The sequence below is a fragment of the Lysinibacillus sp. K60 genome, assembly GCF_019731275.1.
Classification (GTDB): domain Bacteria; phylum Bacillota; class Bacilli; order Bacillales_A; family Planococcaceae; genus Lysinibacillus; species Lysinibacillus capsici.
Map to the genome: position 1 here is coordinate 413,937 of NZ_JAASJR010000001.1, position 23,687 is coordinate 437,623.

A 23,687-nucleotide genomic window follows, 5' to 3' on the forward strand; every position below is an offset into this window, starting at 1 on the left:
AATGCTAGACACACCATTATTCTATCAAATTTTACTTATGGTGACTACAATTGACTATATAGGAATCTATTAATGCTAAAATGTACAAAATATTTGTGAAATCGTGGAAAATGTTTAGAAAAAGTATATTTCAATGCTTGTTCATGCTATAATCAATTTGGATTTCAATGTAGATTATTTATTTGAGGAGGAGAGACATGCTTTACGTGTCTTTAATAGCAGCGTTTGTTGCATCCATTTTGTTAACTCCATTAGTGAAACGTTTAGCGTTTAGAATAGGTGCAGTTGATGCACCAAACTATCGAAAAGTACATGCTCGAATTATGCCAAGACTTGGCGGTTTAGCCATTTTCCTTGCCTTTATTATTGGCGTGACGATTTTATACTCATTTTTAGTTCATACAAAACATGGTAGTAATGAGGCTTTATTAGCTATCATTATTGGTGCTTGTATAATCGTAATCACAGGTGTTATTGATGATATGCGTGAGATTTCTGCGAAAGCAAAAATGCTTGGTCAGCTAGTTGCTGCACTGATTGTTGTTTTTGTAGGCGGTATTGAAATTGAAATGGTTAATCTACCGTTCTTAGGTACATTAGACTTTGGTTTATTGAGTATTCCATTAACAATCATTTGGATTATCGGTATTACGAATGCCATTAATTTAATCGACGGCCTTGATGGTCTAGCTGCAGGTGTTTCTACGATTGCACTGATTACATTAGCTGTCATGGCATTTATTATGAGCAATGTGTTTGTTTTAGCGTTAGCAGCCATTTTAGCTGTAGCTTCACTTGGTTTCTTGTTTTATAATTTCCACCCAGCAAAAATCTTTATGGGTGATACAGGGGCATTATTCTTAGGATTTATGATCTCTGTGTTAGCGTTACTTGGTTTTAAAAATATTACATTCGTAGCTTTAATCATACCAATTATTATCCTTGGTGTTCCGATTTCTGATACATTTTTTGCGATTGTTCGTCGTGTTCGCATGAAAAAGAAATGGTCTGACCCAGATAAATCACATTTACACCATCGATTACTTGATATGGGCTTTACACATCGACAAACAGTCCTAATTATTTACGGAATTGCAGTAATGTTTGGATTAGCAGCTATCATTTTCTCTATGGCAAAGGTTTGGGGAGCTATATTACTTGTAGCGGTCATCCTAACAGCTATTGAAATCTTTGTAGAGGTCATCGGATTGGCTGGTAAAAACTATAAACCATTATTAAATTTTGTACGGATATTTAGTAAATAAAATATAAGCAATCATACAATTTGTATGATTGCTTTTTTGTATTTATAAATAGCGTGGATATAAGGATTTTATCAAATTGAAAACCCTGAACTATATACGAAATGTTCATTTATCGTTTCGTTAGAGTTAGAGATTCTTATTAATATTGCTTAGTTAATGTTATTTATCCATATTCAATAATAGACAAGTTACTAAATTAAACCCAGTTAATAATAAGTACAAAAATACTTATATATGTTTAAAACTAGTAATATGATAATTTCAAATTTCTTTAAAGTGTTTTTCATTCATAATGAATGCGGATAGGATTAAAAAAATCGCAGTTAAGAGAAGAACACCCTTTTTTTTCTATAAATGTTAAAATATTTGTAGTTCTATAATGTTATAGGATGAATGAAAAAATGAAATTGAGAGAAAAGAAAGGGAGATTAGAATGAAGAAAAAAAGTATTTTACGTAGCATGGCAGCTAGCATGGCAGTTGCGGGAATGATGTTTGCTAGTATTCCAGCTTTGGCTGCTGAATCGCCAGAATTGCCAGAATTGCCAAAGTCAATTACTATTGATGGCAAAGAGTATGTCATGGATGAGACAGCAGGTGGTGGAAGCGATACGGCAACACATGACAATAGTATGAGTAAGGTTCAAACTTTTGCTTCTTATAAACTTTTGGGTAGTGACGTTGGGTTATACATTAATCAAAATAACCATGGTGGTGATCATTATGCGTATGGCTGGGTAAGAACTACAGCGCCAACTTTCACAGCTCGAGCTGAAATTTGGTCCAATGGAAAGGTTAACACTACAGGTCCAAATAAGTTAAATTCAGGTGATATCGCCTACGCATTTTCTAATCAAGCTATAGGTCTGGTTCCAAATGCGACACCTCGCATTTTCTACTCTTGGTAATAAATGGTAAATTTATTGTTACGCTTAGTAAAACCTATTTATTTCATGATAGGAATGATGCTACTTGTTATGTTGATAGCATGTAGCAAAACAGATGAAGTTAGAGTATCAGATATACAACAAACTCAGACCGAAACAGTTGTACCGGAAGAATCCCAAACTATGACACTTGAACCTCAGACATTTGAAGATTACAAGGATTACATAAATTATATCTCTGGCATACCTGCATTTGAACCGTACTATAAAACCGTTTTTGCTTTTGAAGAGGTTTCCGGTGGCATAACAAATGTTCCGATTGATGAAGTAAAGGCTATGTATGAGGAAATGAAATCAACTTTTGATTATATTCATGTGGCCGAATATCCCTTAATTTATAGGGGGTATTATGGACGCAATACAAGTTTTGTGGATGGATATGATCAGAATCAAACTTCTAATGCTGAGATGGTGACTTCAAACCTAATTAATGTTGTGAAGCAAGATAGGGAAGGCAATGAAATTTTAACGACACCACTAAAGACAGTTTTATTAAGTGAAAGCATTTTCGATCGCTTCGATGACAGTATTGATGAGGGAAGAAACCTTCGGACGTCTGATTTTACGCTTTCGGCACCGAGTGAGCCAATTAGTGTTGTATTGGGAAGTGCATATAAGGATATTTATGAACTCGGCGATACGTTTTCCTTGCAAATGATTTCTGAAGTAATGAATTTTCAAGTCGTTGGTTTTTATAAGGCAGGCGTTGGTTTTTCAAATGATGTTGGGGCATTCCATCATGTGAATTTTGATCATACTATAGTTATGCCACATTTTATACCGGAGTACGAACCTGTTGGTGAAGCAGCTGTATTTCAACATGCATTCCACCTCGGTGAATTGCTATCAGGTTATATTCGAATTCCAGAATCAATTGATAAAATTAATGATGTTACCTATGATCATACAGTTGATTTAATGGAAGAGATAGCGGAGAGGAATAATCTCTCTGGTCACTATAAAATTGCAAATTGGCCGGTGGGATTTGTTTGGTAAGACAGAAAAAATGGCTATATCAGTATTAAAAAATTATTTGTAACTGGACTGAAAAAAACGAATCTTAATGGTATAACTGTATTTGTTATAGCTAGTTCCGAATCAAATTCATTTTTATGTAACCCATAAAAAAACTGCGAATAAATTTGGGACACTAATCCCTTTATATAAGACAGGATGAACCGGCAACTGGTTGTTTAATTTCGTTTATATTCGAATATAGTTATAATAATTTATATAATCTTTGACGTTTTGTTCTACGATGGCTATTTTAGTACGCTTTCAATTTTCTAAGTAGAACGTTTCAGACATTAATGCAGAAATGAAACGATTTGATTGAGGCATTATCAGCCGGTGTACCTTTACAGGACATGCTGATAATGCCTTTCCCTTTTAGGCTTATTGGTAACGATAAGATGTGTATACCGAGCATTAATACTAGGCTACGTACAACCTTCAGGCAAATGATTTAGTTGGGTTAATGTATGCAACACGAAAATCGTATCATGGTGCTCACCAATTGAATAAGCGTTAATCTCACCATTATATAAATCTTGAATACTTGAAAGGTCCGTTGTCGCAAAGTCACGATTGAATAAATTCATGGCGATATAGTAGGGGTGTCTTGTTTGTTATGTTTTTTCACTTTCTCATAAAAAGCACCTCCTAATTGAAGTTTAAGTTTTTAATCCCAAATTCAATCCAAGATGCTTTTTTATTTGTATTATTTTATTGGGATCAGTCCCGTTACTATTTAGAGGTTTTTTATAGGACGCGTATATGAGTATTTCTTTTTATGTTTTTTGAATACCTATATGAAACTAAACATTCATGTCCATTATTCATTAGTAGAGATCCACTTTTAGGAGTAAATTCTTTTACATATTCAATATTAATTAAATAGCTATTATGACATCTACAGAATCTACTATCAAGTTTTTCCAATTCCTTTAATTTACCATAGAATTCATAAATTCCGTTTTTTGTATGTAATTTTATTTTATGGGCTACGGAAGCTGTTTCAAAATAATAAATATCTTCAAACTTAATATTTTTAATGCTATCACCAATCTTGATTTGTATGATGTTAGCAGTTTGGGTTTTACCTAAACTTAGGTACCGTTTATAAGCAGTATCTAGAGCTTCAGTAATATTTTTAGATAGAATAGCCTTATCTATTGATTTAACAATATAATCCATAGCAGCTATTTTATATTTAAAGGTCAGTTTTAGTTTATTTGCAAATGCAGTAATAAAAATAATATTAGCAAGTGGATTTTTTTCTCTAATTAATCTAGCTAACTCTAAACCATTCATATCACCTTCTAACTCGATGTCTAAGAAGTAACAATCTCCTTGAGTATGACTAGTATAATTAACAACATCTTCTGCGTTGGAAGCTATTAAGGCAATTTCAATACTAGGTAAATGAAAACTTGCATACGTTTTTATCTCATTTTGAATAAATTGACGCTGAGAATAGTCGTCTTCACAAATGATAACTCTCATTAAATCACTTCCTATTTGTTAATTCGAGTTCCTGAATAAATCTATTATTTTCTAATCTTGTATTTAAAAAAAGGTTCGGATAACCTTTTTTTATATCTAAAACATTTTTTAAACCGTAGCCCCTATTACCACCTTTTGTGGAAAAGCCTTCATGGAAAATTTTACTAATATCAATTTCTCCATTGAAGGAGTTTTCAAGGACAAATATACAACTATTTGGTGTTTGTAAAAATACGATATTAATTTCTGGTTCATTGGATTTTTCACTAGCTTCTATTGCATTATCAATTAAAATACCTATAATTCTAGAAAAATCTATTATATCCATTGAAATATCTTTGATTTTATCCGGAATTTCAATCTGGACATTGATATCCTTTTCTGTCGATAAAATAAGTTTTGTCGTTAGTAGCCCTTTTAGCTCAATAATTTCTAAATTGCTAAAGTCTTTCATCATCAAGTTTTTTTTAAAGGTTTCTTTTTCCACTTTTATAATTTTATGATTAAAGTATTTTTTTAGTTGTTCCATATCTTCGTTTGCAATATAACTAGATATCGTTGTTAGAATGTTTAAATAATCATGTCTAAACATTTGCATATCACTATTAACTTTTTCTAAAGATTTCATGTAATCGTTGAATTGGGAATGTTTTATTTTTTGGTATTTTAATCGGCTTTTTTCTTTATTATTTTTAATTAGAAACATTGATACTACGAAAATGATAAATAAATAACTTAATTGAATAATTAAATTAATTTTGGTTAATTGCTGTTCTTCAAATGTACTAGGTACAAAAATATTTAAGTAAAGGACAATAATAGTTATACAAGATAATAAGGAAAGGAATACCTTCGAAATAGTTGCTAGAGATGTATATTGATTATTTGTATAAAATTTATGTACAAAAAATTGTAATAGATAAAACAGAATTAGATAAAAGCAAAAGAAAATTAATAATTGCAAGTAGTCATTATTTATAGCACTTGTACCTGATATAATTTGGGCTAAATGGTCTGATACCATCCCAATAAATATAATTTCAGTAAAGTCTAAACAAATTTTAAAAAAGCTAGATTTGAGTAATAAAGCAATGAAACTTGTACAAAAAAACACGATTATAGCCATCCAGGGTACAAGAAATACATAGGTTATCACAGTCAATATACAAATACTTACACTAATTAAAAATGTAATTCTGCTAGGTTTTAATTTTTGTAAATAGAAAAGTGATATTCCAATAGTAAGAAACTCCAATAAAATTGTAAAAACAAGCTTTTCTTCGATTGGTCTTCCTCCAACTATTTGTTAAATTCATGTTGATTTCGTAAAGACTCAGGAACATCTAACTCATTAAATAAAAAAGTACAGCCAAGGACTGTTGCTGAACTTGCAAATAAAATTACCAGACCTGATATTTTATTAAGAATTGTTTTTTTTATTTTCATTTTAGTTTACCTCCTGCTAGTTTTTGAAAAAGTACGAATACTGCTATTAAAGTAACGCCAAATGAAATAAAGTTCGTTATGACATTTTTATAAAGTACAAAAATTATTGCCCAAATAATTAATAAACGAATAAGTAACTTCTTTCTTAAAAAATTTTTATGGCGCTGATTATATACAGGCCTTTTCTTAGTTTCGGCCGGAGCAAATATAGCTAGAATTAGCGATGAGATTGCAGCTACTATTGTCATATATTCTTGAAAATAATTCATATTCTTGATGATGTAAACGCTAATTGGTAAAGTTGTGATACTTGCAATTAAGCAAACGAGATTATTTTGAAAGTGAAATCCAAAACAAACTTGCCTTAAGAAATAAAAGACTAAATGTGCTACCAAAGTTGCTAAGAGACAATCTAACAGCATAGCGATTATATATACGATAATAAATTTCCAAAAATCATTCAGTATAATCCTGACACCGAATAAAATTTTCTCCCGTTCAACTTCAAAATGACTTTCTTGAATAAGTATATTTGTAATTCGTTTCTCTAAACTAGAAAAAATACATGCAGCCCCCTTTATAAAATAACAAATAATTCAAATTATTACAATTTTTATATTACTAAATAAACTTCTAACAATCAATCTTATTTATAGTAATAAGTGGTAAAACTTTACGATGTTAATTAGTATAGTTTCACAATACGTTTGAAGAGTAGAGCTCTCTTATGGTTATTAGACAAGACAGAACAGTAAGGTTAATTTTAAGATTGGAAAATTAGCGGATAGTGAATATCACTAAACTTTCTTGTAGATGATAAGAAATTATAAATTATTTTTTTTGTTTAATAATGTATCCACTTAGCTGTTGGGCTTTGATCAGCAGTTAATTATGGGGCTATAAAAACTGTCAAGAGGTGAGTATAAGAGGCAAATAGACGGATAGCACTATCTTGATGATGAAATAAGCGTTCTTAGAGTGACTGTTGTTAAAACATTGGAGTAGTGTCTAATAAGAGTTCATATAAAAAAGCCTTTCCATGAATTAAAATGGAAAGGCTTTTTAGATTTATTGAGGTTGCTCATTAGTCGAAGATTCTTCGCTGATGGCATTTCTTTCAGTACGGTTACTAGTAAGACTTGATGAAGATTCATTTAATCCAAGATGATTTTTTAATGTTTCTTTCACTTCATTAACAGATTCTTGATTTAATTGATAATAATATATCCCAGTTGATGTATCATTAGTACCATCTAATGTTAAAGTATCGATTCGTGGTACACCCTCTGATAAATAGGACAAGAAAGATTTCATTTCAGTAAATGTCATATTAGTCTTCATGTTATCACCAAGTGCCTTAATAACATCATCGTATTTTGTTATTGTCTTAACAGAGGCAACTTTTTTGATAATAGCTGAAAGAATTTCTTGTTGACGTTTACCGCGCTCAATATCATTATCTTGTTTACGTGTTCTTGCAAGTGCAAGTGCTTGGCTACCGTTTAACTGTTGTAAACCTGGTTGTAGGTTGATTGTATACTTGTCGAATTCATCTAATTCATGTAAAGCATAAGGTACTTCAGCTTCAATACCGCCTAATGCATCAACTACATCAATAAAAGCATTGAAATTCATACGTACATAATAGTCAATTGGAATATCTAATAATTTTTCAACAGTATCAATTGATGCCAGTGTGCCCCCATATGCATGAGCATGGGTAATTTTATCTTTATAGCCTACTTCAGGAATATAAACGTATGAATCACGGGGTATGCTTAGCATTTTAATAGTTTGTGTTTTATTATTTAATGTAGCTAAAACGAGTGCATCGGAACGTGAATGGTCCGAACCCTGTCCTCGATTATCACTATCATCAACCCCGACAAATAAAATGGATACATTATCATGTACTGGCTCTACTTTTTCTTCGCGAAGTGTAGAAACTTCTCGGCCTTCTAATTCTTCATGTGCAGAATCGGCAGCATGCTCTACCTGTTTAGTCAGGTAAACAGCGTAAGCCGTTACACAAATCACCAAGCTTGCAACAAGGAGTAGTGTAACTTTTATAATTAATGAAGCTTTAGAAGACCTCTTTTTAGTCGGACTAATAGATCTTTTTTTCATAATAAATATATTCTCCTCTAATTATTGGGAATAATAATGCGATAAAGCTAAATTTTATTCAATTTTAACTAAGTAATTGTGTGGACAATAAAATAGCTTAACAAAAAAATTATACTATGCATATTTAGTTTCGACAATTAAAACTATTTAATTGACAATAAATTCTACAAATTGAGCATCTTCGAAAGTGATGGTAGCCTGTCCATTTGTCATTTCTGTTATCCAACTTCGGAACTGTTCTTCTTCCTCTTTTAGCACAGAAACAATGATTTCAACACCCTCCAAATAACGTATTTCCTCTAAAGAATATGATGAACTTCTTATTTCATTTTCGACTTTTCCTAGCCATGTATAATCAATAGCTACTTTCAAGAAATGATGCAATTTACGTTCAACTATCTGTGCAGCAATTAATCCCTCTGTAGTTGCTTTTCCATACGCACGAATAAGACCACCACCACCGAGCTTAATGCCTCCAAAATAGCGGGTCACAACAACGACCGTATCTTTTAACCCTTGTTTTTTTAAGACCTCTAACATAGGGACGCCTGCAGTACCACTAGGTTCCCCATCATCATTTGCCTTTTGAATATGATCATGCTCTCCAATAATATATGCGGAGCAGTTATGTGTTGCATTATGATGCAATTTTTTTATACCATCTATAAAAGAAATTGCATCCTCTTCCGTTTCTGCACGTTCTATATAAGTGAGAAAGCGAGATTTGGAAATGACAATTTCGCTTTCACCATATCCTTTTACTGTTAAATAGTTTTCTCTCATTCGTATCAATCTCCTTTTAACTAGAGTTCTATTCTATAATTTTCATGAAGAAAAAGCATTAAATTTTAGCATGGTAATGCTATAATAGGTGTAGACTATGGAATATGTGATTTTAGTCTATTAAATTAGTAAGTAATCATAAGACATTAGACTGGGGAGTATACTATGTTTTCAAATGATACCTTCGATTTAAAGTCGCTTGATGACATTTTTAATCGAATGTTAGATACAATCATGAGCTCAAAGGATGATATCTTTATTATAAGTGAACAAAGCCGCAGAAGCTTTGAAGATATGCAAAAAGAGCTGGAAATTGTTCGAAAACAAATATCAATCGTAATTGATGATGGCGATGCATTGGAAAAAAGTACGCAGCTTGCTAAGCAACGACTTGTGCTAGTGAGTAAAGCTTTTGATAATTATACCGAAGAACAAGTTAGAGAAGCATATGAAACTGCACATGATTTTCAAGTAAAGCTCTCCGTTATTAGAACACAAGAAAAACAGCTACGGGATAAAAGAGATGATCTAGAGAGAAGATTAAGAGGATTACTCGATACGATTGAACGTGCTGATCATATTGTTAATCAGGTAAATGTCGTTTTGAATTACTTAACTTCAGATTTAAGAAATGTTGGTTTAGCCCTTGAACAAGCAAAAATGAAACAGGATTTTGGGATACGTATTATTGCAGCTCAAGAGGAAGAACGTAAGCGTTTATCAAGAGAAATTCACGATGGACCTGCTCAGATGCTTGCAAATGTCCTTATGCGCACGGATTTAATAGATAGAACGTATCGTGAAAAAGGTATTGAAAAGGCTTTGGCTGAAATTGCCGATTTAAAGAAAACGGTACGTAATGCTTTATCTGAGGTGCGACGTATTATTTATGATCTACGACCAATGGCACTTGATGATTTGGGAATTATTCCGACATTAAAGAAGTATTTATCGACAGTGACTGAATATAATCCAGGTGTTGAAATTCATTTCCAATCGAGAAGTACAGAAAAACGTATACCTTCAAATTATGAAGTATCCATTTTCCGATTAGTACAAGAATGTGTAACAAATGCCATGAAACATGGTAAGTGTAAAGACATTTGGGTAAAGCTTGAATGGTTAAAAGATGCCGTCAACATTGTTGTAAAAGATGATGGCATAGGCTTTGACCCACAAGTAGTGAAAGATCATTCCTTTGGAATATTAGGAATGAAAGAACGGATTGAAATATTAAATGGTACTATCACCATTAGTAGTGAAATCAATCGAGGTACGACGGTGTTATTTAAAATACCGTTAAAAACTGAATGATGTAATTGTTGCAGAAATTTAGGGGGTAAAGGACAAATGACAAAGATTATTATTGTAGACGATCACCAGCTATTCCGCGAAGGAGTAAAACGCATTTTAGATTTTGAAGATACGTTTGATGTAGTAGCTGAAGGTGATGATGGTACAGATGTGGTTACGTTATACGCTGAAAACGAACCAGACGTAGTACTTATGGATATTAACATGCCAGGCAAAAACGGAGTAGAAGCAACGGCAGAGTTAATTACTGAATTTCCAGATGCAAAAGTGATTATGCTGTCTATACATGATGATGAAACATATGTTACACATGCATTAAAATCAGGTGCTCTTGGCTATATGTTAAAAGAGATGGATGCAGATGAAATCGTTGAGGCGATTAAAGTTGTTGCCAACGGCGGTTCTTATTTACATCCAAAAGTAACGAAAAACCTAGTAGCAGAATTTAAACGACTTTCAGAACATGAAAATAAAGGAAACTTCCATCAAACTGAAATTCGTCGTCCATTCCATTTGCTAACTAAGCGTGAATGTGAAGTATTACAATTATTAACAGATGGTCAATCAAACCGTACAATCGGTGAGACACTGTTTATCTCTGAAAAAACAGTTAAAAACCACGTATCAAGTATTCTACAAAAAATGAATGTGAATGACCGTACACAAGCAGTTGTAACAGCCATTAAAAATGGTTGGGTTGAAGTACGCTAATTGCTAAAACTGTTTTTAAAAGCTACTTTTTTTGAAGTAGTTTTTAAAACAGTTTTTTATTGTTTTTTGGTAATAATTTGTATTGAACTTACTTGATGAAGAATAGGTCATTCACAATTTTGTAACATTACTTTTCATTAGTATTAATATGGTAACTAGCAATTCATGCAACATTTTACAGCCTAATGCGTCATAAGGAAGATGTAGCACTTAAATGTTGAAAATGCACAACAAAATTCCTACGAAAGCATTTATATGCTACAATATGCGCGGGAGGTTTTTTGATGTTAAAGAAAAGTTTTCTAGCAGTTCTAATCTTATTAGTGTTAACTGCCTGTGGTAATAAAGATGAAAAGATGAGTGATGAAGAACGAGATAAAGTAATAGAGGATGGTACAGTTGGCTTTGAAATGATGGGTGGAAACGTAGAAAAGGCTGATAATGTACCAGCGGAAGATGAAAAGGCGATTTTAGCATCTTTTGATGAGTATATTGCTGCATTAAATGCTGAAGAAATTGATCGTTATATGAATACAATCTCGAAAAATCCAAAGGGTTTTAAATACGATGAAGAAAAAACATATGCATCAGAAGTATTTGATCAATTTGATATTAAGCGTGAAGTAGAAAATGTAACAATTGCAAAGTATGAATCAGAAGAGGCGCAAGTATTTGCCAACATGAAAATGCACTCACTTCAGCTTGAGACAAATGTCGAACATGAAAGTGCAGGACGTCAGGTAACAGTCTTTGTGAAAGAGGACAATGATTGGAAAGTGACGAGTGTCTTTTATATTGGCGATGACTCACAGTCAAGTACAGGAAATTAACAGAAGCTATCTTCATTCAACATAACAATTGAGTGAAGATATGCCTATTATACATAGACAATGAATGTGAAATGGAAGCTAGCTTACTAGCATAACTCTAGAAGGGCGAGAACGGGAATCCGAAGTTCGTCATTCATTTCACATTCATTTCTTTTTGTTTTCGTAATATATGCAAAAGCGACAGTAACAACAACGAACAACAATTGCACCAAGTAGAAATAGATTGTAAACTAAGAATTATAGGAGAGTGGACATGGATGAGGACGGCAATCGTAACAGATAGTACTGCATATATTACAGCTGAGGAACGTGCACGCTTAAACATTCACATGATACCTTTAAGTGTTAATATCTCAGGTCAATTATTTGCAGAAGAAGTAGATATCACAGCATCTGAATTTTATGATAAGGTGCGCGGAGCTAAAGAATTTCCCAAAACAACACAGCCTCCAATCGGAGAATTTGTCGCTCTTTTTGATGAGCTAGCAAAAGATTACGATGAGATTATTTCCATCCATTTATCGAGTGGTATTAGTGGAACATACCAAGGTGCAGTACAGGCCGGTGAAATGGTGGAAGGCATTGATGTTTATGCCTTTGACAGTGAAATATCCTGTGCTGTTCAAGGCTTTTACGTATTAAGGGCAGCGGAAATGGCGAAAGAGGGCCATTCAGCAAAAGACATACTTGCAGCATTAGCGGACATGCAGCAGTCTATTCGTGCTTACTTCATTGTAGACGACTTAGCACATTTACAGCGTGGTGGGCGTTTATCTTCTGCGGCAGCATTAATCGGTGGTTTATTGCAAGTAAAGCCTGTTTTACATTTTGTGGATAAGGTAATTGTGCCTTTCGAAAAAATCCGAACACGTAAAAAGGCATTAAAGCGTGCAGAAGAATTGCTAGCAGAGGATGCCAAAAAGTATGCAGTGATGGACGCTGTTGTCATTCACGGGAATTGCCCTGCCGAAGCGCAAGAATGGCTAGAGCAATTAGCCGCAACGTACCCGAACGTAAACTTTAAACTAAGCTATTTCGGTCCTGTTATTGGTACCCATTTAGGTGAAGGATCGATGGGATTAGGATGGACAAAAAAATAACGAATTGTGAGAAGTCTCTACAGCAAAAGTAGAGGCTTTTTTCTATGAAAGGGGAGGTTTTAATGAGATATAGGGGTTGGCTGTTGCCCCCAGCATTACGTGATTTTCATGAAGGTCGCATTTGGTTAAAAGAACATTCGCCATTTTCATCTGAAGATATTGAGAAAGCAATACAGCGAAAATTCGTCAGTATAATAGAAGGAATTCAAATGAAGCCAGCTATGAAATGCAATCGTTGCCACAATACAGACCCTCAATTATTCACAAAATTCGATTGCTCAAAATGTCAGCAACAATGTGTCTACTGCCGACACTGTATTAAGATGGGGAGAGTCAGTAGCTGTACACAATTGATGACTTGGACAGGCCCCAAGGCGATAAAAATTAACAAGCATTCATTAAAATGGGCAGGGCAATACACCGAACTCCAGCAACAGGCTGCAAATGAAATCTTAGCAAGTGTGAAAGCAAAACGCTCGCATTTAATTCATGCAGTTTGTGGTGCAGGCAAAACAGAGCTACTTTTCCCATCTGTGTATGATGCATTAAAGCGAGGGCTACGTGTTTGTATTGCTACACCACGGACAGATGTAGTGTTAGAATTGTATCCACGCTTTCTACAGGCTTTTCCTGAAACAACCATTCATGCTTTATACGGTGGAGTACCTCACCAAAATGGCTATGCACAGCTTGTTATAGCAACAACCCATCAGCTCTACCGATTTGATAAGGCATTTGATGTCATTATTGTAGATGAGGCGGATGCTTTTCCTTATACATTTGATGAAACTCTACAAAGAGCAGTAGAAAAGGCTAAAAAGGAAAATGCTCCTCTGGTATTTGTGACAGCAACCCCATCAGCATCATTACTCCATACTTTCCAGCAAGAAAGCCACTCTTTTATTCCAAAACGCTATCATAATCATCCATTACCAGTCCCACAAGTTCGTTCTTTATGGGGCTATGATCAATGCTTCAAGCGAGGTAAAATCCCCAACAGGTTGAAGAAATGGATAGAAGAGCGCTTATGCCAAAAGGAACCCTTTTTACTATTTTTCCCGACAATTGACTTAATGAAACGTGCAATACCTCTTGTTCAAGAGTTAAATGAAGGCATATTAGCTGTACATGCAGCTGACCCTGAGCGGAAGGAGAAGGTGTTAAAGCTACGAAATAAAGAAGTTCCCGGCTTATTAACCACTACGATATTAGAAAGAGGCATTACAATCAGCAATGTACAGGTGGCTGTTATTGGAGCAGAATCATTGATTTTTACCGCCAATGCCCTCATTCAGATTGCAGGCCGAGTTGGACGAGATGTTCAATTTCCTGATGGGGACGTCCTATTCTTTCATCACGGCATCACGGCAGAGATAGATGAGGCATGCGCAAAAATTCAATTTTATAATAAGAAGGGATTTTCTGAATGAATAAAATAGAATCTCATTGTTTAATATGTACCCAGCCGTTAAAAATAACTATTTCCTGGAAAATGATTGTAACCAAGCAATTCTCGCCGACTATATGTGAAAGTTGTGCCGCTCGTTTTGAACCTTCTCAATCTGCTACATCTCTTTATCAATATAATGAGGCGATGAAGGATTACTTACACCAGTTAAAGTTTCTTCAAGATGTGGCTCTTGCCAAGGTATTTCGTCAGGAGCTCTATGATCGTCTCAATAGAGAAAAAGCGATTATTCTCCCCATTCCAATGCATCCTTTCAAGCAGCAGGAGCGTACTTTCTCGCATACTAATGAACTATTAAAGGCAGCGCATATTCCTTTTATGCAATTATTAGAAAAGACAACGACAGAAACCCAAAGCTCCAAAAATAGAGAGCAGCGTATACAGGCAGCTCCACTTTTTAGATTAAAGGAGGGTGCACAAGTCGAACATAAAAATTATCTTCTTTTTGACGATATAAAAACTACAGGGACAACTCTACAGCATGCTACAACTGTTTTAATGCAGGCGGGTGCTAAAAATGTCCAATACTTCACATTAATTGAAGGATGAAAATACCAATGCATTATGTATAATAGTTAATGAGACAGCATCCGTAGATAAATTTGCTAGAAAGAGGAGGAAAGGCCAATGGCAGAGGTTCGTAATTGTCCGAAATGTAATGAGTTTTTTAATTATACAGGAGTCCGAGAAGTGTGTCATAAATGTGCACAATCAGAGGAGGAGCTTTATCAAATCGTTTATCGTTTCTTACGTAAACGTGAAAACCGTGCGGCAACTGTAGAACGTATTGTAGAAGCAACGGGAGCAGATAAAGACTTACTATTTAAATGGGTCCGTAAAGGCCGTTTACAGCCAGCAATGTTCCCGAATCTAGGCTATCCATGTGATAACTGTGGCCATCTAACGACGACAGGAAAGCTCTGCTCGAAATGTCAGGATGAATTAAAAGCAGACTTACGGACATTTGAAGCTGCCAAAGAGTTTCGCCAAAGTGTTGAGGAACGTGAGAGAGTAACCTATCACTCAGAGCGTAAACGTTAATTACTCCAAGTGTGTTAATTTTAAACAAAATTAGCACACTTTTTTCTATGTGAAAACTTAACATTATGTGAGACAATCCGAAATAATAGTAAGATAGGATTTAGAGATGGGGGGTATTGAAATGAAAATTACATCTTATGGAGTTAATGCAGTAAACGCCTATAAAAACCAAGTGCGCAATGTGAAATCAAATACAAACAAGGCATCTTTCGCCGATAAAATTGAAATTTCAAAGGCTGCACAAGAGATGCGAGGTGTTTCAACCTACAGTTCGGAGCGTGCAGACCATGTTCAACAGTTGAAAAAGGATATTGCTTCTGGGGAATACAAAGTAGATGCGCGTAAAGTGGCACAGGATATGCTGAAATATTATCGTTTCTAGGGAATAGCAGAAAGGGTGTATAACGATATGTCTGTAGAAGCAATTAGTTCTACACTAACAATGCTAGAGAGAATGCATAAAAGCTTACTCGAACTAGCCTTTAAAAAAACAGAAATTATTAAAGCTGGCGATATCGAAGCGCTAGACCAATTGCTCAAGGATGAGCAGGCGCACGTAGCAGCCATCGATAAGCTTGAGCAACAGCGTCAGAAACAGGTAACGGACTACCTTGAGGCAAAGGGACTTGCTTCAGCTGACAAAACAACTGTCGCGGATGTCATCGAGGCTGCTGAACAACAAGCTGACAAAGCAACACTATCAGCAGTTCGCGAACGTTTAATGCAAATTATCAATGACCTACGAAAACAAAATGATCTAAATCAAAAACTTGTTTTCCAATCCTTACAAGTCGTCAATCTAACATTAGATGCAGTAAGACCTCGTACAGAGCAAATGAACTATTCCAGCAATGAGGTCCGTGGCACAAACAATATAGCTAAAAAATCATATTTCGATTCACAAGCATAACAAGGGAGGAAGAAACATGCGCTCAACATTTATGGGCTTAGAAGCTAGTAAACGTGGCCTCTTCACACAGCAAACTGCTTTATATACAACAGGTCACAATATTTCCAACGCCAACACACTAGGCTACTCTCGTCAACGAGTAAATATGCAAGCAACACCAGGTTTTCCAACTGCCGGACTAAATTCACCTTCATATCCTGGTCATCTTGGGACGGGTGTCGAAGCAACATCTATCCAACGTATTCGCGATGAATTTATTGATCGTCAATATCGTCAAGAAACAAATAAGTTGGGGTATTGGGAATCTCGTACAAATGCCATTTCCCAAATGGAAGATATTATGGATGAGCCATCTCAATTTGGTTTGAATGCAGCGTTAGAGCAATTTTGGAAGGGGCTAGAGGATGTTAGTACGAATCCAGAAAATGCATCTTCACGAAGAGTAGCTATCGAACGTGCTGCCCACCTTGCAGAATCCTTTAATTACATGGATACACAGTTAAAAACGATTCAAGGTAATTTAGGGAATGAAATCAATGTTGCTACAGACCGAATTAATTCTCTATTACGACAGATTGCTGCAATTAATAAACAAGTGCAAGAAGTAGAACCAAATGGACTTGTGCCAAATGATTTATACGATGCACGAGATGTATTAATTGATGAACTAAACAGTTACATCCCTATTTCGATTGAACGTGTTCCTTCAGGTGGTAATGCTAGTAATGTAGCGGAAGGAAGTATAACAATCTCTTTTAAATCATATTCAACAGGCGACCCGATTGTACTTGTTAATGGCAAAAACTACGTTGCAATGAATACAACTGGTGAAAAATCTAGCCCTATTGATAGCAATGATTTGACTAATGTATTTAAGCAAATTGAAATTTCAGATTTAGATGATCCTCCAACAAAGCCAGCAGCTGGTGCAGGGGTTAAAACGATTAAGCATAATGATCTTGAACCTGGAAAAGGAAAGTTACTATCTTTAATTAATTCATATGGTTATGGTGAATATGATGCAGGTGGTGCTTTGATTAGTGAAAAAGGATACTATCTAGAAACATTAGCCGACCTAAATAAACTAGCAAGCACCTTTGCTAATACATTTAATGAAGTACATAAAGGTGGCTTTGATTTAAATGGAGATGCTGGAGTTGCATTTTTCACTGGTGATGGCGGGACGCCAGAAAAGTTTACAGCTGCGAATATTAAAGTAAATGAAGTTTTGAAAAAAAATTCGTCCTTATTAGCAGCGTCATCTGTAAAAGGTGAAGAAGGAAATGGTAAATGGGCTATTGAACTTGCAAATCTCCAATCAAAATCAATTGGCGCAGGTGGATTAACGATTACAGTAGGTACAAACACTGTAGTAATTCCACCCTCAACAGAACACTTAGAGGGAGCGACGTTTAACACTTTCTATCAAGGCATGATAGGAAAGTTAGGGACTGACGGTGAAGAGGCTTATCGATTAAACAAAACGTCTGAAAGCTTATTGTTAACACTTTCTAATAATCGTGATTCGGTAAGTTCGGTGTCATTGGATGAAGAAATGACAAATATGATTACGTTCCAACAGGCTTATAACGCAAATGCACGTATGATTACAGTTGTAGATGAAACATTAGATAAGATTATTAATGGCATGGGCCGTGTAGGATTATAAAAATTTATTAGAAAGGGGTTTTTATAAAAATGCGAGTTACGCAATCTATGTTATCTAATAACATGTTATTAAACTTAAATAGAAGTTACGGCAAGATGTCAAAGTTGCAAGATCAACTTAATTCGGGTTCAAAAATTACTAGACCTTCAGATGACCCTGTTATTGCTGTAAAAGGGATGGGCTATCGTCGCGATTTAGGTAGAGTTGAGCAATATACACGAAATATGAATGAAGTGAATAATTGGCTAGATTCTTCGGATGAGTCGTTAAATCAAATTGGAGAACAAATGAAGCGTGTTCGAGAGTTAGTAATTCAGGCCGCTAACGGAACAAATTCCATTGATGAGAGAGAAAAAATCAAAACAGAAATCGATCAAATTCGTAAACAATTCCAAGAAGTAGGGAATACTAAAATTGCTGATAGATACATTTTTAGTGGTACAAATACTGGAAAGCCCTTATTTGGACCAGAAACTGATGCAAATGGAAATAAAACAATAAATGCTGACTATACTAATTTGTTGGATAATACAGTTGTTTCTACAACCGCGACAGGTGATCAAAAGGTAAGCGCTCCAAATGGTGAAGTAAAAATAGAAGTTTATGACGGGCTACAAATGCAGGTTAATACACCTGGTGCTGATTTATTCGGAAATTTGGACGCTTTAATGGGGAAATTATCTAATCTATTAGACCCTAAAAGAAGCCCGTTGGCAACTAGTGAAGAAATTAGTGATGCTTTAGGTGGTTTCTCTTCTACTAGTACTTCCGATGACATTACGACATTACACAATAAAGTTCTTGAAGCACAGGCAGATATAGGTGCACGCCAAAATCGAGTTGAAATGATGGAGAATCGTCTATCCATCCGTGAGATAAGTGTTACAAAACAATTATCAAATAACGAAGATGTAGACTATTCTAAGGCTATCACTGAGCTAGTTACAAGTGAATCTATCCATCAAGCAGCACTCTCAGTAGGGGCTAAAATTATTCAGCAAACACTAGTAGATTTTATTCGATAAACCTACAGCTTATATTCTGTAATAAATACAATTACTCAACAAATATTTTATGGCGTTTGAACACTATGTTCAGACGCTTTTTTGAAAGAGAGGGTTAAATGATGAGGTTCCCACAAATTCAAATCACGACAAAAGACATTAAAATGGATTGGAACATACAAGAACCAGTACAACGAATTCAACAACCAAGAGCTGAGCAAAGTATTTCTCAGCCAGCTGCAATTCTGGAGATTCATACAACCAAAAGTGACTTGAAAATTGATTCCTCGCAAGCTAGACGTGATATTGGAATGTTAACTACGAAAGAATCAATAGAGAAATATGCTCAAGCGGGGAGAGAAGGTAACCTCAAAGGAATTGCAAAGAGGGTGCAAGAGGGGTATCAAATGATGAATGGAGCAGGTAAGGAACAAGGGCGTTCAGTTATGCAAAGTATTGCCAAGCAAAATACAGGTCCAAAACGTCCAGGTCCCTATAACATAAAATTTGTGCCATCAGTAGGATCTGTGAAAATTGACTATACGCCAGGTACTACAGATGTAAACATTAAACGTCAAGAACCTAAAATTGACACTAAGGTGAACAAGCCTATCCATGAATATACACCTGGTAAGGTAACTGGTACAATGTTACAAAGACCATCTGTAACGATTGATGTTATAAGTTAAAGGAGAATTTATATGCAAATCCAAACAAAATTATTAGGCGAAGTAGTAATTGATGAAAAAGAGATTTTAACTTTTGAACGTGGATTGCCTGGTTTTCCAACTGAAAAAAGATTTGTTTTATTACCAATAGATTCTGAGCTTCCTATAGCCATTCTGCAATCAATAAACGATGCTAGTATTGGATTTGTTATTGCCTACCCATATACATTTAAAACTGACTATGCTTTTGATATAAGTGAGGAAGATATCGCTGATTTACAGATTGAAAGCGAAGAAGATGTTGTTACATATGCCATTGTCACATTGAAAGATTCTCTTAATAAATCAACTATGAATTTACTAGCACCAATTATTATTAATATAAAAAAGAAACTTGGGAAGCAAATAGTACTAAACGATAACCATACCTATCCATTACACTTTCCATTTTCTAAAAATGAGGTGTAAATAAATGCTCGTATTATCTCGAAAAAAAGATGAGTCTATTATGATTAATAATGATATAGAAATTAAAATCCTATCTATTGATGGTGAGCAGATAAAAATTGGAATTGTGGCTCCGAAGAATGTTAAAGTTCATCGTTCTGAAATTTTTGAGGCTATTCAGGCAGAAAATCATGCATCATTAAAGATAGAGGCAAGTATTCTTCAGGGAATTACAAAAAATAATTCTTCGGAAAAAAAATAAAAATTTCTCTAAAAAACTATTAAACTATCCAAAACTTATACGATATAAACTATGTAACAGCGAAACACTAATGTGATTCAAAAGTTACATACTATACTTCACACGGATGTGAAGTAAAAAATACAATTCAAGGAGGAATTCTATTATGAGAATTCAACATAACATTGCTGCGTTAAATACGCACCGTAACCTAGGTTTCAACAACACGCAATCAGCGAAAAACCTAGAAAAATTATCTTCAGGATTCAAAATCAACCGTGCTGGCGATGATGCTGCAGGTCTTTCAATCTCTGAAAAAATGCGTTCTCAAATCCGTGGTCTTGATATGGCAACTAAAAACTCACAAGACGGTATCTCTTTAATCCAAACGGCTGAGGGTGCGTTAAACGAAACTCACTCAATCCTACAACGTATGCGTGAGCTAGCTGACCAATCTGCAAACGGTACTAACACTGATTCAGACCGCGAAGCTTTACAAAACGAAGTTAAACAACTTAAAGAAGAAATCGACCGTATCGGTAACACAACTGAGTTTAACACTCAAAAATTACTTAACGGTAATTTAGCAGGACCTCAAGGTATTTCTTCATCAGGTAATACAACTATTGGTGCACAAGTTTCTAAACTTGAAGCTGGAAAAATGACAGCTAACTACGCAATTAAAGATGACCATTCATCAACAACTTTTGGTACAGATACGCTTACAGTTGACGGTCAAAAAATTGATGTTAACTGGGATACAATGCTAACACAAGAAGAAAAAGACCTATTAAAATCTGATTTATCGAGTGCTAGCTCAACTACTGTAAAACAAATTGGTGATATCTTAACTAGTACTATCAACAAAGCGATTGAAGCATCAGGAAAAAATATTGCTCCAGTAAATGGCCATGTTGATGCTGCAGGAAAGCTTGTATTAACAAGTGGTTCAAAAGGTACTAAATCTGAAGTAACTTTAACAGCAAATGCAGCAAATACTTCAGTAGGTACTAGATTCCTTTCTGATACAACAGATGCTGTGTCTGCAACAGCAAATACAGGTACTTCAAAATATAATGGTACTTCTGTAACTGGTAAAGATTTTGATGTTTACATTGGTGACCAATTAATCGGTAAAAGTGGAGCACTAACTGTTGCAAATGGTACAGACATGGATACAGCTAGAGGTGCACTTGAAACGGCAATTAATGCTGCAATTACTGCATATAATACGGCTACAGGTAAAACTGCTGGACAGGAAGGACATATTACAGATGTGAATGTCTCAATATCTGATGATGGTCGCTTCGTTATCAATAGTCCTTCAGGTGAAATGTCACTTAAAGACAAAACTGGAGAAACAGCTGTTGCAGACTTAGGCCTAAGCCAAGCATCTACTCAATCTTCTGCTAATGGTGGAATGACATTACAAATTGGTGCAAATAAAGGTCAAACATTGAACTTTGGTATTGGCGACATGCGTGCTGCTTCTTTAGGAGTAACAGGTGTAGATATTTCTAGTTCTGCCGGTGCTCAAAATGCATTAGATACATTAGATAAAGCAATTGCTAAAGTTTCTGGACAACGTTCTCAACTTGGTGCGGTTCAAAACCGTCTTGAGCACACAATTAACAACTTAGGTGCTACTTCTGAAAACTTAACAGCTGCTGAATCTCGTATCCGTGACGTAGATATGGCGAAAGAGATGATGGAGTTCACTAAGAACAACATCTTAACTCAAGCTGCTCAATCTATGTTAGCTCAAGCTAACCAACAGCCACAAGGCGTTCTTCAATTATTAGGTTAATTTTCAAATTTAAAAATTCCATTAGGCTTTGCCTAATGGAATTTTTTTCTGCAATCTTGTTATTAAATTAGAAAATGAAGTAAATTTTAGTATCTAAATATTATCTATCTTTTGGATCACCGGAGGTTTTTATGGATCGAAATAAATCTTTTCTTGTTCCACTGTGGACATGCTTATTGACAGCACTAGAAAAGTTTTCCTTATTCTATATAATACGAAGATTTATATTCCCTAAATATACAAAAGGTAATTATTTTTTTGTAGATAGTTGGTTAGTTGGGCATACCATTTTAGCATTACTTTTTGTGATTTTTTCTGGACTAGATTCCATATCAAATACAGTTAAATATGCTTTACTCATCTATGGTTGCCTCCGTGTATTTGAGATTTTTATTTATCAATTAAATGTAATTTTAATACACCCTTATAATAATGCAGATTATTCTTTACATAGCTATCGTCGAATGACAATCGCTCTAATACATAATTTTTTTGAGATTGTTTTTTGGTTTGCCGGTACATACGTGACTCTTCATTTCCTAACAAACGTTGATGCTACAACTGCGGTATATCGTAGTTTCACGCATATGGTGACCTATACAATGGATATTGATGAGAAGAAATGGTCGGTATTAGCTGTTTTTATTTTACAATTCCAAGGGTTAATTGGTGTGTTTATGACGATTTTGTCCTTAGCACGTTTTATTTCCCTTTTACCTCAGCCTCGTTCACAAGCGGAAATAGAGCAAGAGGCAAACGATCAAAAATATGCAAAAATATTAAAAGAACTAGATGAGCTTCAGCGTAGAGTGCAAACAACAAATCAAACGTAAAGTTTAACAATTAGATTATCATGTTTGCGACCGATAATAAAACTAAGAAAGTTATAAAGGGGAAAAGTTATATGACACAAAATGTAAATGAAATAATAGAAGATACGATGAAATCATATTATGAATATATTGTGAAAATAGAGAATGGATGTACTGTAATTTCGAATGCCTTTATTAAAAAGGATTTTCAAACAGGAGTTATTAATCTTCAATTTTTGAGTGAAGGTCTTTCTTGGTTGATTGAAGCTGAAAACTTGATGTTAATCCATTCTTATCAAATTGAGAGTCCAATAAAACAAGCGATAGATTTATTTAAAAGAATTAATTCTGCCATTTCAAATGAAGATTTTGAACAGGTTGGAAAATTACTTGAAAATGAATTAAAACCATTATTCAAAAATGCTTCTGATTGGAAATTCACAAAATTTGTTGGTTAATAGAATAATAGTGGCTTATTGTTAGTTCTAAAAAATATATAAAGGTGATGTGTAGAACTTGAACTACATATTACCTTTTTTTATTCTGTGTGGATTATTAACCCAGTTATTATAAAATACCTATGAAACAGAAGT

26 protein-coding genes and 1 pseudogene are annotated in these 23,687 nt (G+C 34.6%); 20 read left to right on the forward strand and 7 right to left on the reverse strand.

The window, feature by feature from the left end; genetic code table 11:
- The first annotated feature begins 197 nt into the window (after positions 1-197).
- The 3 genes from HCH28_RS02055 to HCH28_RS24810 all read left to right on the forward strand — a co-directional run bounded on the left by HCH28_RS02055 (position 198) and on the right by HCH28_RS24810 (position 3,207).
- Positions 198-1,265 carry a glycosyltransferase family 4 protein gene (locus tag HCH28_RS02055; protein ID WP_004230902.1) on the forward strand — a complete coding sequence of 356 codons (1,068 nt, stop codon included), beginning with the start codon at positions 198-200 and terminating at the stop codon, positions 1,263-1,265.
- Positions 1,266-1,725: 460 nt separating this feature from the next.
- On the forward strand, positions 1,726-2,172 hold the full coding sequence (locus tag HCH28_RS02060) for a hypothetical protein (RefSeq protein ID WP_255600415.1): 447 nt from the start codon (positions 1,726-1,728) through the stop codon (positions 2,170-2,172).
- A 15-nt stretch (positions 2,173-2,187) separates the two neighbouring features.
- Entirely contained in the window at positions 2,188-3,207 is a 1,020-nt protein-coding gene (locus HCH28_RS24810) for a hypothetical protein (RefSeq protein ID WP_255600417.1), read from the forward strand.
- A gap of 207 nt (positions 3,208-3,414) precedes the next feature.
- On the opposite strand, the pseudogene HCH28_RS25355 reads toward HCH28_RS24810, so the two are convergent.
- From HCH28_RS25355 to HCH28_RS02095, 7 genes and pseudogenes are all read right to left on the reverse strand, one after another.
- Positions 3,415-3,856 (reverse strand): annotated as a pseudogene (locus tag HCH28_RS25355) (transposase family protein); the annotation flags it as partial.
- Positions 3,857-3,972: 116 nt separating this feature from the next.
- Positions 3,973-4,716 (reverse strand): LytR/AlgR family response regulator transcription factor, encoded by a 744-nt coding sequence (locus HCH28_RS02070; RefSeq protein ID WP_131520835.1) that lies wholly within the window; start codon positions 4,714-4,716, stop codon positions 3,973-3,975.
- Positions 4,717-4,720: 4 nt separating this feature from the next.
- Positions 4,721-5,830, reverse strand: a complete 1,110-nt coding sequence (locus HCH28_RS25360; protein WP_221679429.1) for a sensor histidine kinase — start codon at positions 5,828-5,830, stop codon at positions 4,721-4,723.
- A gap of 185 nt (positions 5,831-6,015) precedes the next feature.
- The gene (locus tag HCH28_RS02080; protein ID WP_193767357.1) at positions 6,016-6,162 is read right to left on the reverse strand and encodes a hypothetical protein; all 147 of its coding nucleotides are present in this window, start codon (positions 6,160-6,162) and stop codon (positions 6,016-6,018) included.
- Positions 6,159-6,758, reverse strand: coding sequence for an accessory gene regulator ArgB-like protein (locus tag HCH28_RS25365; RefSeq protein WP_221679816.1), 600 nt, complete (start codon positions 6,756-6,758; stop codon positions 6,159-6,161). Before HCH28_RS25365 ends, HCH28_RS02080 begins: the two co-directional genes overlap by 4 nt.
- Before the next feature lie 472 nt (positions 6,759-7,230).
- A complete protein-coding gene (locus HCH28_RS02090; RefSeq protein ID WP_221679431.1) occupies positions 7,231-8,289 on the reverse strand; it encodes an LCP family protein in 1,059 nt (352 codons plus the stop codon).
- Between the two features lie 147 nt (positions 8,290-8,436).
- Positions 8,437-9,072, reverse strand: a complete 636-nt coding sequence (locus tag HCH28_RS02095; protein ID WP_221679432.1) for a YigZ family protein — start codon at positions 9,070-9,072, stop codon at positions 8,437-8,439.
- A gap of 165 nt (positions 9,073-9,237) precedes the next feature.
- On the opposite strand from HCH28_RS02095, the gene HCH28_RS02100 reads away from it, so the two are divergent.
- The 17 genes from HCH28_RS02100 (at position 9,238) to HCH28_RS02180 (ending at position 23,552) form a co-directional block, all read left to right on the forward strand.
- Complete coding sequence (locus HCH28_RS02100) at positions 9,238-10,386, forward strand: sensor histidine kinase (RefSeq protein WP_221679434.1); 1,149 nt, start codon at positions 9,238-9,240, stop codon at positions 10,384-10,386.
- Between the two features lie 36 nt (positions 10,387-10,422).
- Complete coding sequence (locus tag HCH28_RS02105) at positions 10,423-11,097, forward strand: response regulator transcription factor (RefSeq protein ID WP_004227590.1); 675 nt, start codon at positions 10,423-10,425, stop codon at positions 11,095-11,097.
- A gap of 284 nt (positions 11,098-11,381) precedes the next feature.
- Entirely contained in the window at positions 11,382-11,927 is a 546-nt protein-coding gene (locus HCH28_RS02110) for a DUF3225 domain-containing protein (RefSeq protein WP_004227588.1), read from the forward strand.
- A gap of 257 nt (positions 11,928-12,184) precedes the next feature.
- Complete coding sequence (locus tag HCH28_RS02115) at positions 12,185-13,027, forward strand: DegV family protein (RefSeq protein ID WP_221679435.1); 843 nt, start codon at positions 12,185-12,187, stop codon at positions 13,025-13,027.
- A gap of 44 nt (positions 13,028-13,071) precedes the next feature.
- Positions 13,072-14,457, forward strand: a complete 1,386-nt coding sequence (locus tag HCH28_RS02120) for an ATP-dependent helicase ComFA (RefSeq protein WP_221679437.1) — start codon at positions 13,072-13,074, stop codon at positions 14,455-14,457.
- The gene (locus tag HCH28_RS02125) at positions 14,454-15,044 is read left to right on the forward strand and encodes a ComF family protein (protein WP_221679438.1); all 591 of its coding nucleotides are present in this window, start codon (positions 14,454-14,456) and stop codon (positions 15,042-15,044) included. The genes HCH28_RS02120 and HCH28_RS02125 overlap by 4 nt, the downstream gene beginning before the upstream one ends.
- 78 nt (positions 15,045-15,122) lie before the next feature.
- Complete coding sequence (locus tag HCH28_RS02130; RefSeq protein WP_004227580.1) at positions 15,123-15,536, forward strand: TIGR03826 family flagellar region protein; 414 nt, start codon at positions 15,123-15,125, stop codon at positions 15,534-15,536.
- Positions 15,537-15,657: 121 nt separating this feature from the next.
- Positions 15,658-15,918: a flagellar biosynthesis anti-sigma factor FlgM gene (gene flgM / locus HCH28_RS02135; protein ID WP_221679440.1), complete on the forward strand. Its 261-nt coding sequence runs from the start codon at positions 15,658-15,660 to the stop codon at positions 15,916-15,918.
- Positions 15,919-15,945: 27 nt separating this feature from the next.
- Positions 15,946-16,446 (forward strand): flagellar protein FlgN, encoded by a 501-nt coding sequence (locus HCH28_RS02140; RefSeq protein WP_221679442.1) that lies wholly within the window; start codon positions 15,946-15,948, stop codon positions 16,444-16,446.
- A gap of 16 nt (positions 16,447-16,462) precedes the next feature.
- A complete protein-coding gene (gene flgK / locus HCH28_RS02145; RefSeq protein ID WP_221679443.1) occupies positions 16,463-18,115 on the forward strand; it encodes a flagellar hook-associated protein FlgK in 1,653 nt (550 codons plus the stop codon).
- Between the two features lie 29 nt (positions 18,116-18,144).
- Complete coding sequence (flgL, locus tag HCH28_RS02150) at positions 18,145-19,140, forward strand: flagellar hook-associated protein FlgL (protein WP_221679444.1); 996 nt, start codon at positions 18,145-18,147, stop codon at positions 19,138-19,140.
- A gap of 101 nt (positions 19,141-19,241) precedes the next feature.
- A complete protein-coding gene (locus tag HCH28_RS02155) occupies positions 19,242-19,808 on the forward strand; it encodes a DUF6470 family protein (RefSeq protein WP_221679445.1) in 567 nt (188 codons plus the stop codon).
- Positions 19,809-19,820: 12 nt separating this feature from the next.
- Positions 19,821-20,255, forward strand: a complete 435-nt coding sequence (gene fliW, locus HCH28_RS02160; RefSeq protein WP_221679446.1) for a flagellar assembly protein FliW — start codon at positions 19,821-19,823, stop codon at positions 20,253-20,255.
- Positions 20,256-20,259: 4 nt separating this feature from the next.
- Entirely contained in the window at positions 20,260-20,496 is a 237-nt protein-coding gene (csrA, locus tag HCH28_RS02165) for a carbon storage regulator CsrA (RefSeq protein ID WP_221679447.1), read from the forward strand.
- A gap of 145 nt (positions 20,497-20,641) precedes the next feature.
- A complete protein-coding gene (locus HCH28_RS25290) occupies positions 20,642-22,282 on the forward strand; it encodes a flagellin N-terminal helical domain-containing protein (RefSeq protein WP_221679448.1) in 1,641 nt (546 codons plus the stop codon).
- Between the two features lie 131 nt (positions 22,283-22,413).
- Positions 22,414-23,115, forward strand: a complete 702-nt coding sequence (locus HCH28_RS02175) for a hypothetical protein (RefSeq protein ID WP_221679449.1) — start codon at positions 22,414-22,416, stop codon at positions 23,113-23,115.
- A 71-nt stretch (positions 23,116-23,186) separates the two neighbouring features.
- Entirely contained in the window at positions 23,187-23,552 is a 366-nt protein-coding gene (locus tag HCH28_RS02180) for a DUF8042 domain-containing protein (RefSeq protein WP_221679451.1), read from the forward strand.
- Positions 23,553-23,687 lie beyond the last annotated feature (135 nt).

Coding starts and splice junctions, on each gene's coding strand:
- HCH28_RS02055 (WP_004230902.1), top strand. CDS start 198: ATGCTTTACGTGTCTTTAATAGCAGCGTTTGTTGCATCCATTTTGTTA.
- HCH28_RS02060 (WP_255600415.1), top strand. CDS start 1,726: ATGGCAGCTAGCATGGCAGTTGCGGGAATGATGTTTGCTAGTATTCCA.
- HCH28_RS02070 (WP_131520835.1), bottom strand. CDS start 4,716: ATGAGAGTTATCATTTGTGAAGACGACTATTCTCAGCGTCAATTTATT.
- HCH28_RS02080 (WP_193767357.1), bottom strand. CDS start 6,162: ATGAAAATAAAAAAAACAATTCTTAATAAAATATCAGGTCTGGTAATT.
- HCH28_RS02090 (WP_221679431.1), bottom strand. CDS start 8,289: ATGAAAAAAAGATCTATTAGTCCGACTAAAAAGAGGTCTTCTAAAGCT.
- HCH28_RS02095 (WP_221679432.1), bottom strand. CDS start 9,072: ATGAGAGAAAACTATTTAACAGTAAAAGGATATGGTGAAAGCGAAATT.
- HCH28_RS02100 (WP_221679434.1), top strand. CDS start 9,238: ATGTTTTCAAATGATACCTTCGATTTAAAGTCGCTTGATGACATTTTT.
- HCH28_RS02105 (WP_004227590.1), top strand. CDS start 10,423: ATGACAAAGATTATTATTGTAGACGATCACCAGCTATTCCGCGAAGGA.
- HCH28_RS02110 (WP_004227588.1), top strand. CDS start 11,382: ATGTTAAAGAAAAGTTTTCTAGCAGTTCTAATCTTATTAGTGTTAACT.
- HCH28_RS02115 (WP_221679435.1), top strand. CDS start 12,185: ATGAGGACGGCAATCGTAACAGATAGTACTGCATATATTACAGCTGAG.
- HCH28_RS02120 (WP_221679437.1), top strand. CDS start 13,072: ATGAAAGGGGAGGTTTTAATGAGATATAGGGGTTGGCTGTTGCCCCCA.
- HCH28_RS02125 (WP_221679438.1), top strand. CDS start 14,454: ATGAATAAAATAGAATCTCATTGTTTAATATGTACCCAGCCGTTAAAA.
- HCH28_RS02130 (WP_004227580.1), top strand. CDS start 15,123: ATGGCAGAGGTTCGTAATTGTCCGAAATGTAATGAGTTTTTTAATTAT.
- flgM (WP_221679440.1), top strand. CDS start 15,658: ATGAAAATTACATCTTATGGAGTTAATGCAGTAAACGCCTATAAAAAC.
- HCH28_RS02140 (WP_221679442.1), top strand. CDS start 15,946: ATGTCTGTAGAAGCAATTAGTTCTACACTAACAATGCTAGAGAGAATG.
- flgK (WP_221679443.1), top strand. CDS start 16,463: ATGCGCTCAACATTTATGGGCTTAGAAGCTAGTAAACGTGGCCTCTTC.
- flgL (WP_221679444.1), top strand. CDS start 18,145: ATGCGAGTTACGCAATCTATGTTATCTAATAACATGTTATTAAACTTA.
- HCH28_RS02155 (WP_221679445.1), top strand. CDS start 19,242: ATGAGGTTCCCACAAATTCAAATCACGACAAAAGACATTAAAATGGAT.
- fliW (WP_221679446.1), top strand. CDS start 19,821: ATGCAAATCCAAACAAAATTATTAGGCGAAGTAGTAATTGATGAAAAA.
- csrA (WP_221679447.1), top strand. CDS start 20,260: ATGCTCGTATTATCTCGAAAAAAAGATGAGTCTATTATGATTAATAAT.
- HCH28_RS25290 (WP_221679448.1), top strand. CDS start 20,642: ATGAGAATTCAACATAACATTGCTGCGTTAAATACGCACCGTAACCTA.
- HCH28_RS02175 (WP_221679449.1), top strand. CDS start 22,414: ATGGATCGAAATAAATCTTTTCTTGTTCCACTGTGGACATGCTTATTG.
- HCH28_RS02180 (WP_221679451.1), top strand. CDS start 23,187: ATGACACAAAATGTAAATGAAATAATAGAAGATACGATGAAATCATAT.